This window comes from Geodermatophilus sp. SYSU D00758 (genome assembly GCF_054049955.1).
This window is the reverse complement of the sequence record NZ_JBJGYK010000026.1, coordinates 42,753-53,555: the sequence shown is the minus strand read 5'-3', so window position 1 is coordinate 53,555 and position 10,803 is coordinate 42,753. Positions and strand designations below refer to the sequence as shown.

General features: G+C 75.3%; 11 protein-coding genes. 6 read left to right on the top strand and 5 right to left on the bottom strand.

Annotation, left to right across the window (positions count from 1 at the left end; genetic code table 11):
• Window positions 1–256 precede the first annotated feature (256 nt).
• From ACI8AC_RS17890 to ACI8AC_RS17880, 3 genes are all read left to right on the top strand, one after another.
• Window positions 257–934: a hypothetical protein gene (locus tag ACI8AC_RS17890; RefSeq protein WP_456899179.1), complete on the top strand. Its 678-nt coding sequence runs from the start codon at window positions 257–259 to the stop codon at window positions 932–934.
• On the top strand, window positions 931–1,713 hold the full coding sequence (locus ACI8AC_RS17885; protein WP_456899178.1) for a hypothetical protein: 783 nt from the start codon (window positions 931–933) through the stop codon (window positions 1,711–1,713). Before ACI8AC_RS17890 ends, ACI8AC_RS17885 begins: the two co-directional genes overlap by 4 nt.
• 287 nt (window positions 1,714–2,000) lie before the next feature.
• Window positions 2,001–2,387 carry a hypothetical protein gene (locus ACI8AC_RS17880; protein WP_456899177.1) on the top strand — a complete coding sequence of 129 codons (387 nt, stop codon included), beginning with the start codon at window positions 2,001–2,003 and terminating at the stop codon, window positions 2,385–2,387.
• Window positions 2,388–2,414: 27 nt separating this feature from the next.
• Here ACI8AC_RS17880 and ACI8AC_RS17875 read toward each other — a convergent pair whose 3' ends face one another.
• The 3 genes from ACI8AC_RS17875 to ACI8AC_RS17865 are packed head-to-tail and all read right to left on the bottom strand — an operon-like array spanning window position 2,415 to window position 4,431.
• A complete protein-coding gene (locus ACI8AC_RS17875; RefSeq protein WP_456899176.1) occupies window positions 2,415–2,618 on the bottom strand; it encodes a hypothetical protein in 204 nt (67 codons plus the stop codon).
• Between the two features lie 44 nt (window positions 2,619–2,662).
• Window positions 2,663–3,652: an LCP family protein gene (locus ACI8AC_RS17870; RefSeq protein ID WP_456899175.1), complete on the bottom strand. Its 990-nt coding sequence runs from the start codon at window positions 3,650–3,652 to the stop codon at window positions 2,663–2,665.
• A 47-nt stretch (window positions 3,653–3,699) separates the two neighbouring features.
• The gene (locus tag ACI8AC_RS17865; RefSeq protein ID WP_456899174.1) at window positions 3,700–4,431 is read right to left on the bottom strand and encodes a PP2C family protein-serine/threonine phosphatase; all 732 of its coding nucleotides are present in this window, start codon (window positions 4,429–4,431) and stop codon (window positions 3,700–3,702) included.
• A 746-nt stretch (window positions 4,432–5,177) separates the two neighbouring features.
• Between ACI8AC_RS17865 and ACI8AC_RS17860 the strand changes: the two genes are divergently transcribed.
• From ACI8AC_RS17860 to ACI8AC_RS17850, 3 genes are all read left to right on the top strand, one after another.
• A complete protein-coding gene (locus ACI8AC_RS17860; RefSeq protein ID WP_456899173.1) occupies window positions 5,178–6,374 on the top strand; it encodes a glycoside hydrolase family 3 N-terminal domain-containing protein in 1,197 nt (398 codons plus the stop codon).
• Window positions 6,375–6,448: 74 nt separating this feature from the next.
• A complete protein-coding gene (locus ACI8AC_RS17855) occupies window positions 6,449–7,285 on the top strand; it encodes an ABC transporter permease (protein WP_456899172.1) in 837 nt (278 codons plus the stop codon).
• Complete coding sequence (locus ACI8AC_RS17850) at window positions 7,285–8,469, top strand: ABC transporter ATP-binding protein (RefSeq protein ID WP_456899171.1); 1,185 nt, start codon at window positions 7,285–7,287, stop codon at window positions 8,467–8,469. The genes ACI8AC_RS17855 and ACI8AC_RS17850 overlap by 1 nt, the downstream gene beginning before the upstream one ends.
• Here the strand turns inward: ACI8AC_RS17850 and ACI8AC_RS17845 are convergent.
• Together ACI8AC_RS17845 and ACI8AC_RS17840 are read right to left on the bottom strand one after the other, a co-directional pair.
• Window positions 8,450–10,060, bottom strand: a complete 1,611-nt coding sequence (locus tag ACI8AC_RS17845) for a glycosyltransferase family 2 protein (RefSeq protein WP_456899170.1) — start codon at window positions 10,058–10,060, stop codon at window positions 8,450–8,452. The two genes, ACI8AC_RS17850 and ACI8AC_RS17845, sit on opposite strands and share 20 nt — an antisense overlap.
• Window positions 10,057–10,743, bottom strand: coding sequence for a polysaccharide deacetylase family protein (locus ACI8AC_RS17840; RefSeq protein WP_456899169.1), 687 nt, complete (start codon window positions 10,741–10,743; stop codon window positions 10,057–10,059). Before ACI8AC_RS17840 ends, ACI8AC_RS17845 begins: the two co-directional genes overlap by 4 nt.
• Window positions 10,744–10,803: the final 60 nt, after the last annotated feature.

Sequence of the window (10,803 nt, the reverse complement as noted above, 5' to 3'; positions counted from 1 at the left end):
CGCCCCCCCCCCCCCCCCCCCCCCCCCCCCCCCCCCCCCCCCCCCCCCCCCCCCCCCCCCCCCCCCCCCCCCCCCCCCCCCCCCCCCCCCCCCCCCCCCCCCCGAGTCATCACCCGATGGACCGCCGACGCTCCTTCCGACGACGAGCCCCTTCTCAGTACCGTTCCGGAACCATGTCGGCGCACTGATCCGCGGGGGTCGCGATGTCACGGGGGACAAGCACGGGAGCACTCGGCCGAGCGGTGGTCGCAGCGGCATGATCCGTCGCACCGGCAAGGGACGGCGGTTGGTGATCACCCTCATCCTGGCCTCGGCCGGCTCGTGGGCGACCGGCTGCGGGGCCGGCGACCCGGGCGGAGACGCGGTGGCTGCGCCACCGACCTCGGTGTCTGCGGCGGCCACCACCTCGTCGGCGACCACCTCGTCGCCGACGAGCACGACGAGCGAGCCGGCGCCGACGACCACGACGAGCACATCGGCACCGTCCCCCAGCGGGCCGCCGGAGCTCACCCCGGGTGACGAGGGGCGGAGGCTGACCCTCAGCGACTTCTTCAACCCGAGCTCCTACTGGACCGAGGACCGCTACAACATCGCCGATCAGAAGAACGTGTCCGGGATCGCGAACACGATCCAGGGATGCGGCAGCGGATCGACTCAGGAGCTCGAGCTCCGGCTGGGCAACAACTTCTCGAGACTGACGTTCTCGTTCGGCCAGGCCAACGACTCGATCGACTCCGACCAGAACGTGAGCGTCGAGGTCGTCGGGAACGGCTCCCAGATGGACATCCAGAGCGTTCCCTTCAACGAGATCCACGACTTCGACATCCCCGTCACCGGTGTGAACGCGCTCAAGATCCGGCTGGTGCTGGACGACAAGGTCGCCGACTGCGGTGGTTCGGTGATCGGCGTCATCATGGATCCCGTCCTCAGTTGACCGACGGGCAGGGAGCAGCCGGCACCGGGAGATGGCGGCTGCTGGACGCGCTGTTGAAGCACCCCGTGGCGGTGGCCGTCGTCACGGTGTTCACGCTCGCGGCAGCCGTCACCACCACCTGGGTCAACGTCCGTGGTCCCGGCGGTGCACCACCCCCGGCCGCACCGACCGCGACCGGGTCGATCGACACCGCGGAACCGACCCCACCAGCGCCGGACGCAGCCGCCCAGCTTCTCGGCGTCGGCACGTGCCTCGACGCGGCCGGGGAGCCGGCACCGTGCGACGCGCCCCACTCGTCCGAGGTCTTCGGCCTGGGCGACTGCGGCACCGATGCGCTCCTGGGCTACCTCGGCGGCACACCGGAGGACGACGTCGTCCGCGACGACCTGCCGATCGCCAGCGTCTCGCGGGACGGCGAGGTGTACTGCACGGTCGTCGCCCCCTCGGACCGCCTCTCGTCGCGGAACGAGGACGTCCTCCTCGGCCGCGCGGGGGACTCGTGGCGTCGCTGCGAGGACGAGCTGGACCGGCAGGTCGGTTGCTCGGAACCTCACGTCACCGAGGTGATCTTCGATCATCCGGGAGGCTCGACGCCCGTCGACTGCCAGGGGCGGGCGGACGAGTACCTCGAGACGCCGCTCCGGCAGGAGGCCGCCGACCTCGAACTCCTCCAGGACGGCCAGCGGTGCCTCATCGCCGTCCGCGGCGACAACGTCCTCACCGCCTCGCTGCGGCGCCTCCGCTCCGGCAGCCTGCCCATCGAGGCCGCGCCGTCCTGAGGGAGCGCCTGCGCTGCCGTCACCGGCCTGCACACCGACGACGCCGTCCGTCGGGGGCGGTCGCTGCAGAAGAGGGCTGCGAGCTGCCGCCGGCCCGACGAACCCCGACGCCGCGCGATGCGGCCACGCCCCCTTCCCGGTCGTGTTCGCGGCGCCCGCCCCGTCCGGCGTGGCGGGGTCGACACGCCGCGGTCGCGGCAGCCGGTGCGCGCGGGTCCACGACCCACCCCCCACCTCGGCGGTAGCTTTCCGAGACCTTCTGGTTCCACGATCGATGGAGGTCCGCGATGTCACCCGAGCCCGGCACCGGCCCGACCCACCCGGGGTGGACACCCCCGGTTCCCGCGCAGGGCCCGGCCGGCGGGCTCGCCCCCTACGGCTACCTCCCCCAGCCGGCGCCGCCGCCGACCACCGTCGTCCCCGTCAAGACCCCGGGCATCGCCGTGCTGCTCTCGGTGCTGTGGATGGGTGCCGGCCACCTCTACGCCGGCAAGACCGGCGCCGGAGTGGCATTCATGATCACCGGCCTCTTCCTGTGGCTGCTGTGGTTGGTCCCGCTGATCGGCTGGGTGCTGGCGCCGCTGCTGTGGCTGCCGATCTTCATCGTCGCGGCCTACACCGCCGCCGCAGCCGCCCGCGAGCACAACGCCCACTGGGGCATCACCCGGCTGTAGAACCGCCGCGCCGGCCCGTCGAGGGGGTCAGCCGGACGGCGTCCGGTCGGGCTCTCGCGCCAGGAGCACCTGTCGGCGCAGATCGACGGCCAGGAGAGTCACCAGCACGAGGGCGATCGCGGCGGCGGTCGCGGCCACGGGCCTGCTCAGCGACCCACCGACCCCGCTCCGGAAGAGCACTGCCCGGACGTCCAGCACGACGACGGCCAGCAGCACCGCGTACAGCGGCACGGTGATCTACGGCGGTCGGGAGCCGCGGGGGCGCGCCATGCGGCTCATGCGGAACTCGTCGACGTGCGCGGCCAGGTCGTCCTCCCGCAGGTACGTCCACAGGTCCGCCGCCCGCGCCTGGTCGAGGTGCTGCACCACCTCGGCCCCCGCCGTGCCCGAGCCGCGCATCGGCACGGGGGGGGGGGGGGGGGGGGACGTCGGCCGCTCCACGCCGCGGAATTCGTGACCGAACCGACCAGCTCCTCCAGGTCGGCGCGGTCGCCGAAGGCACCGCGCTCCCGGACGCGGTCGACGAGCGCCTGCACCACTCGCTGCTGCCGGGCCGCAGCCCCGACCCGCGCGTCCGCGTCCCGGAGGTAGGCGACCGTCTCGGCGCCGTCCATCCGCTGCCGGCCGGGGGCGAAGTCGCACCCCCGGTTGCCGTACGGCTCCGGCACGTCGACCGTGACACCGCCCAGCGCATCCACCAGCAACGCCAGACCGCCGTGGTCGAGCTCGGCGTAGTGATCGATGCGCACGTCGGTCAGCGTCTCCACGGCCTCGACGGCGCTCGAGGGGCCGGACCCGCGGTAGGCCTCCTCGAGAGTGCCGCTCGACCCGGGCACCGGAGTCTCCAGCGGCAGCGTCACTGCCTGCAGGTCCTGCCGGTCGCCGGTCAGGCGGACCAGCAGGGCGGCCTCCGCCCGCGTCGAGCCGGTCGCCTGGTCGCTCGGGTCCACGCCCACGACGAGGAAGGTCAGCGCATCGGCGGCCGACGCCTCCGGTCGCCGGCCCTCCACCGGGAAGACCTCCTCCACCCGGCTGACGTCGTTCGCCACGTCCTGCACGGCGAGCGTCCCCAGCCCGACGACGAGGCCGGCGGCCACCACGAGGCCGCCGAGCACCGCGAGCAGCACCGTGCGCAGCCGGGAGCGCTCCGCGGCGGCCCTGGCCCGCCGGCGCTCGGCCCGGGAGACGGTCGCGTCCGGGGGCCGCAGCGTGGGGGGAGGCTGCTCCTCGGGGGCGCGATGGCCCGGCTCCTCCCCTGATGTCACGCGATCCTGCCGGACGGTGGTGCCACCCTCCGTAACGCAGTTCTCGCTCAGGCCTCGGGTCCGGCCCCCTCCGCCCGGATGACCACCACGGTCACGTTGTCCCTGGCACCCTCGGCGTCCGCCTCGGTCACCAGTGCCTCGGCGAGCTCCTGGGGCTCAGCGCCGGAGGCGAGCACCTGGGCGATCCGCGCGGGACCCACCTCGTTGGTCAGCCCGTCGGAGCACGCCAGGAAAACGTCACCCGCAACAACGGGGAGCAGCAGGACGTCCGCCTGGTTGGACGGCCCCACTCCCAGTGCCCGGGTGATGATGTGCCGCTGCGGGTGGCTGGCCGCGCCGGCGTCGGAGAGGTGGCCGGCGTCGATGAGCTCCTGCACGACGGAGTGGTCGGTGGAGAGCTGCTCCAGCGCATCGCCCGACAGCCGGTAGATGCGCGAGTCGCCCACGTGGAAGACGGCCCACTGCGGCCCCGCCCCCTCGTCGACGAGCGCCACCCCCGCCACCGTGGAGCCCCCGCCGCCGGGGACGTCCCCGCTGGCGGCGCGGATCTCACCGTCGGCCCGCTGCAGCGCCAGGCGCACCCGCTCGACGGTCGTCGTGGGCTTGCCCGCGAGAGCGCCCAGCGCCTCCACGACGGCCTCGGCCGCCGCGGCCCCGCCGGCGTGCCCGCCCATCCCGTCGGCCACGGCGAACACCGGCGGCGACGCCACGGCCCGGTCCTGGTTCTCCTCCCGGGCACCCAGCGCGGTCGCCGCCCCCCAGGTCAGCTCGACCTGCATCCACACTCCAGTCCACGCACGTCGACGACGGTCCGCCCGCGGGGAAGGCAGGCGGGCCGAGCGTAGGTGCTCGGGCGGGGCTCGGCAGGTCCGCCCCGCACGGTGCGCGTCGCCTGCCGTTCACCTGCCCGCCACCAGCAGCGCTGGCGTGCACGCATGCGGCGGGTCACGTGGCGGGTCCGCGACGACCTCCTCGCCCGGGTACGGGCGAGCGCCGGCCGTCACGGGTGGAGCGTCGACGAGAAACTGACCTGCGTCCTCGACGCGGCGACCGACCCGGTCCTGGCCGGCGAGCCGACCGCGCAGATCCGCGAGCGGCTGTCCCTGGCCGGCCTGCTCGCTCCTCCAGGCCCCGTCGCCGTCCGGCCCGAACCGAACGAGGTAGCCGCCGCGCGCTGGGGAGCAGGTTCGGGCACGCCGCTGGCCGACGCGGTCTCCGCCGATCGCGGGCGACCGTCTTTGCCGACTCCTCCGCCCTGGCGAAGCTCTACGCCAAAGAGTCGGGTCACGAGACCGTCCACGCGGTCGCGGTGCTGGTCGTGTCCCAGCCGGCCCAGGTGGGGGTGCGCGGCGCACTCTCTGGCGAGCTGTTGGCCGGCGTGCTGGTTGCCGTGGCCGCGGCCATTCCTGCCGGACCTCCGCCGCCCTCGACGACCGGCTCCGTCTCGCCGCGGCCGCGGACGGGTTCCGGCTCCTCCCCTGAGGATCTGCTCCGACCGGACGGCACGTGCTCACAATGGATTGCGATGCGCCCCGCCCGCCTCCCCGCCCCCCTGCTCGCCCTCGCCCTCACCGCCTGCGCCGTCGGCACCGGCGGCACCGCCGCCCCGGCCGGGACGGCGACGAGCACCCCGGCGCCGCGGACGACGACGAGCCCGGCCCCCACGCCCGAGCCCGACCCGCTCGCGCAGGCGGTCGACGCGGCCCTGGCCGGCCTCGACCGCCGCGCCCAGGTCGCCCAGCTGTTCGTGGTCAGCGTCGAGCTCACCGACCTCTCCCCCGCCGGGGCGCTCGTCCGGGAGCAGGACGTCGGCGGCATCTTCCTCCGCGGCCGCAGCACCGCCTCCACCGCCGAGCTCGCCGCCCTCACCGGGAGCTGGGTCGAGGCCGCCGACGGCCCGGCCCCGTGGATCGCCGCCGACCAGGAGGGCGGCGCCGTCCAGGCCCTCTCCGGGGAGGGCTTCTCCGCGCTGCCGCCCGCTGTCGAGCAGGCCGCGCTCCCGCCCGAGCAGCTGGCCGGGCTCGCCGGTGACCTCGGGGCCTCGCTCGCCGCCGCGGGCGTCACCCTCGACCTCGCCCCCGTGGTCGACGTCGTCCCGCCCGGCACCGAGCGGGGCAACCCGCCGATCGGCTTCTACGGCCGCCAGTACGGCGGGAGCCCCGAGGAGGTCGTCCGCGCCGCCGGTGCGGTCGCCTGGGGCCTCGCCGAGCACGGCGTCGTCCCCACCCTCAAGCACTTCCCCGGCCTCGGCCGGCTCAACCGCAACCCCGACGTCGACCCGGTCGTCGTCGACGACGAGACCACCGTCGACGGCGAGCAGGTGCGGGCCTTCGCCGCACTCGTCGACTCCCCCGCCGACCCCTTCGTGATGATGTCCTCGGCCACCTACTCCCAGCTCGACGCCGGGCAGGCGGCGCTGTTCTCCCCGGCGATCGTCACCGGCCTGCTGCGCGAGCGGCTCGGCTTCGACGGCGTGGTCATCACCGACGACGTCGGCAACGCCGCGGCCCTGCAGGACGTCCCCGTCGGCGAGCGCGCCACCCGCTTCCTCGCCGCCGGCGGCACCCTGGTGCTCACCCTGCAGCCCCGTGACGTGCCGGCGATGGTCGAAGCCGTCCTCGCCCGTGACGCGACCGACCCGGCCTTCGCCGCACGGGTGGACGACGCCGTCCGCACCGCGCTGCTCGCCAAGGCCCGCGCCGGGCTCCTCCCACCCGTCTGAGAACGGGGCGGGACCTGCAGGACCACCGGGAGAGAACCGCCCGAGCCGGGCGCCCGCAGTGGTTACCGTGCACCATGCCCGCGGGTGCCGCCACGACCGGCTGGACCGAGAACTCCGCCCGCGGCGCGTCCGGAACCCGCCCGTGGGCGGAGCTGTGGGGATGCCGCGGCCTGATCGGCTACCTGGCGCTGCGCGACCTCAAGCTCCGCTACCGGCAGACCGCGCTGGGCGTGATCTGGGTGCTGGCGCAGCCGATCGCGGGCGTCGCGGCCTTCACCCTGGTGTTCGACCGCCTGGCGGACGTCGGCAGCCAGGGGGTGCCCTACCCGCTCTTCGCCCTCGTCGGGTTGGTCACCTGGACCTACTTCGCCACCGCGGTCACCCGGGCCGGCGACGTCCTCGTCGGCACCCCCGCGCTCGTGACCAAGGTCTACTTCCCGCGCCTGGCCGCGCCCGTGGCCGGCCTGGCCTCCCCCGCGCTGGACCTCGCCGTCTCGCTCGTCCCGGTGGCCGCCCTGCTCGCGTACTACGGCGTGTGGCCCGGGGCGAACCTGCTCGCGGCGCCCCTGTGGCTGGCCCTCCTGCTGGCCACCACGCTCGGCTTCGCCCTCTGGACCTCCGCGCTCAACGTCCGGTACCGCGACGTCCAGTACGCGCTCGGGCCGGTCCTGCAGCTGTGGCTGTTCGTCAGCCCCGTGGCCTATCCCGCCGCGCTCCTCTCCGGCTGGCAGCACCTGGCGTACTCGCTCAACCCGGTGGTCGGCGTCATCGAACTCGGGCGCTGGTGCCTGCTCGGCACCCCCTGGCCCGGCTGGTCGCTGGCCGTCTCGGCGGCCTCCGGCACGGCGGTCCTCGCCGGCGGCCTCGGCTACTTCCGCCGCGCGGAGCGGTCCTTCGCCGACGTGATCTGATGGCCGACCGGGTCCAGTTCGACGCCGTGAGCAAGCGGTACACCCTCGGGGCCCGCTCCACCGCGCGAGAGGCGCTGGTGAGCGGCGTACGCCGCCTCGCGGGCCGCCCCGGCACGGTGCGCGAGCTGTGGTCGCTGCGGGACGTGACGTTCACCGTGGCGGACGGGGACGCCCTCGGCATCCTCGGCCGCAACGGCGCCGGCAAGAGCACCATCCTCAAGATCATGACCCGGATCACGTCGCCGACCGCCGGGGTGGCGCGCACGCGCGGGCGGGTCGCCGCGCTGCTCGAGGTCGGCACGGGGTTCCACCCCGAGCTGACCGGCCGGGAGAACGTCTACCTCAACGGCGCGATCCTCGGCATGTCCCGGCGGGACACCACCCGGGCCTTCGACGCGATCGTCGAGTTCGCCGGCGTCGAGCGCTTCCTCGACACCCCGGTGAAGCGCTATTCGAGCGGGATGGGGCTGCGACTCGCCTTCTCCGTGGCCGCGCACCTGGAGCCCGACCTCCTCGTGGTCGACGAGGTCCTCGCGGTGGGGGACGCCGACTTCCAGCGCCGGTGCCTGGGCCGCATGGCCGAGGCCGAGCAGGAGGGGCGGACGCTCGTCTTCGTCAGCCACGACCTGGACAGCCTCGCCCGGCTGTGCTCCCGCGCCCTGTGGCTGGAGGCCGGGCGCGTCCGCGCGACCGGGGACCCGGTGGACCTGGTGCGCGACTACCTCGCCTCCGGGCTCGCCCCCTCGGCGGCCGGTGGCGCCGTGCTGAGCGCCGGGCCCGTCACGGTGCACGGGGTGCGGGTGCGCCCGGCGCGGCGGGCGGCGGCCGGCGCCCTGCTGCGGGACGACGCCCTGCGGGTGGAGGTGGATTTCGAGCTGGCCGACCAGGTGCCCGACCTCGACCTGGCCATCTACCTCACCAACCACCGCGGGGTCCGCGTGCTCGACGAGGCGCTCAGCGACCAGGCGCCCCGCCGGCTGCCCTCGGGGCGCTGGTGCGCCGCGATGGACGTCCCCCCGGTGCTCAACGTGGGCGACTACTCCGTCGGCCTGTGGTTCGGCACCAGCGGCGCCGAGTTCCTCCACGAGCCCGCAGCCACCGCCTTCACCCTGCACGGCAGCGACCGGCTGCGGCCGGAGCGGACCGTCGTCCTCGACCTCCCCATCAGCGTGTCCCCCCGGTGACCGGCGCCCACCGGCTCCGCTGCGCCCGTGCCGCGACCACGACGGGGAACGCCGGGTCGGCCACGTCGAGCTTGGCCCGGTCGACCTCCTCGAGGGCCAGCCCCTGCAGGAAGGTGGTCGCCGCGTAGACGTTGCCGAAGCCCTCGACGGACACCAGTTCCGGCGCGAACCGCTCGGTCAGCAGCCGGGTGAGCGCCTGAGGGGTGAGGCTCCAGTACCAGTGCGCGCCCCACTCGTCGCGGTCCACCGGGCTGATGCCGGGGACGGTCACCAGGAGCACCCCTCCCGGCCGGAGCGCCGCGGCCAGCTGCCGGGCCGCGGCCCGCAGGTCGTACACCAGGTGCATCGTCTGGGTCAGCACGATGCAGTCGAAGGCGCCCGGTGGCAGGACACCGGGGTCGCCCAGGTCGCCGACGATCGTCGCCGCAGGGTTCCCGGCGTGGACGTGCAGGACGTCCTGGACCGCCACGCGGTCCCCGCCGAACCGCTCCGAGTAGGCCGCGTCCCCCACCTCCAGGACCCGGCCGGCGACATCCCGCCCGTGCCGCTCCAGGAACTTCTCGATGTAGTGGCGGTCCACCGGTGTCCCCCGGTCGTAGCCGAACTCGCGGCTGACCGGCCGCACCCGGTCCAGGTCCCCGAGACGGACCCGTCCCACCCCCCGCGGTCGGCCGGTGAGCAGCTGCGCGGCACGCGCGGGCGCCCGGCCGGCGGCCCGCTGCGCGCCGGTCCGGGCTGCCAGGCCGAGCGTCGTGACCGGCGCGACCCGTGCCGCGGCTATCCCCTTCCGCAGCTGCGACCCCCCGCGCGTCCCCTCGGCCCCCGCGGCGATGCGGGCGTAGACCTCCCGCCACGTGCGCCGCCCCTCGCGCCAGGCCCGGCGTCGTTCCCCGCCGTCGGCCGCACCGGGCCGGTACCGGCCGTGGACCCGCAGCGCGGCCCGGAGCACCTCCCGCACGTCGTCGGTCGCATTGCCCCCGTGCCGCCGGTAGAGAGCGGTCTCGACGGGGTGCGACGCCATCGGGCGCCGCTGCAGCAGGCGCAGGTAGAGGTCGTAGTCCTCGCACCGCCGGAGGTCCTCGTCGAAGCCACCGACCTCCTCGAGCAGGTCCCGCCGGTAGAGGACGGCCCCGTGCATGGCGATGACGTTGATGCGCAGCATCGCGGCACGCGGGTCCCCCACCGCGGGGGCGTACAGCCGGGGACCGGTCGGGCGGCCCGAACCGTCCGTCACCCGGTGCGCGCCGTAGACGAACCCCGCCTCCGGGTGCTGCTCGAAGCAGCGGAGCCCGGCCTCGATCGCGAACGGGGTGAGCAGGTCGTCGGCGTCCAGGAAGAGGACGTACGGCTCGTGGGTCTCGCGCAGCCCGGTGTTCCGCGCCGCAGCGGGCCCGCCGTTCGGCCTGCGGACGAGCCGCACGCCCGGGCGGCCGGCGACGACGCTGCCCGGGTCGTCCGAGGACCCGTCGTCGACGACGACGACCTCCGCGGCGGGCACCGTCTGGCGTGCGACGCTCGCCAGCGCCTCCCCGAGGAACCGCGCCTGGTCGTAGGTGGTGACCACCACGGACACCCGCGGGGCCGGCGTCATGCCTCGACCCGGGTGAGGCGCAGGCCGCGCGACCGTATTCGCGCCACGATCTCCGGGAGCGCCTCGATCGTCGGCGAGCGGTCCCGCGCCTGCGGGCTCTCCGGCTGCTCCACCCAGTCGTGCAGGAGGACGACGTCCCCGCTCCGCGCGGCTCCGGCGACCGAGGCCACGTGCTGCCGGGTCACGTCACCGCGCCAGTCCTGGGGGTCCACCGACCACAGCCACGGGACGGTGGCTCCCCACCGCAGGGTCAGGGCACTGCGGACCGGCAGCCGCCCGTGCGGGGGCCGGAAGAGCCGGACGTCGCACCTCGCCGCCTCGCTCACCGCGGCCCTCCCGGCGGCGTAGTCGGCGCGCAGGTGCGCGGCGGGCAGTTGCTCCGGGTGCGGGTGGGTCTCGCTGTGGGAGCCGACGGCGTGCCCCTCGGCGACGGCCCGCGCGACGAGCCCGGGGTGGGCCCGGGCGTTGCGGCCGACGCAGAAGAAGGTCGCCGGGACGTCCAGTTCCAAGAGCGTGTCCAGAACACGTCCGGTCGTCGCCGGATGAGGTCCGTCGTCGAACGTCAGCGCCACGCAGCCCGGCGCGACGCGGCGGTGCGCGCCCGCCAGGACACCTCCGACCAGCCATCGCGTGCGGGCGGCCCGCAGGGACACCCGGCTCGCCGGTGACCGCGTGTCCGGCATGCCGTCCTCCAGGCAGGGGAGCTCGGGAACCGCTCGACCACCGCAGGCGGCCGAGCGGAA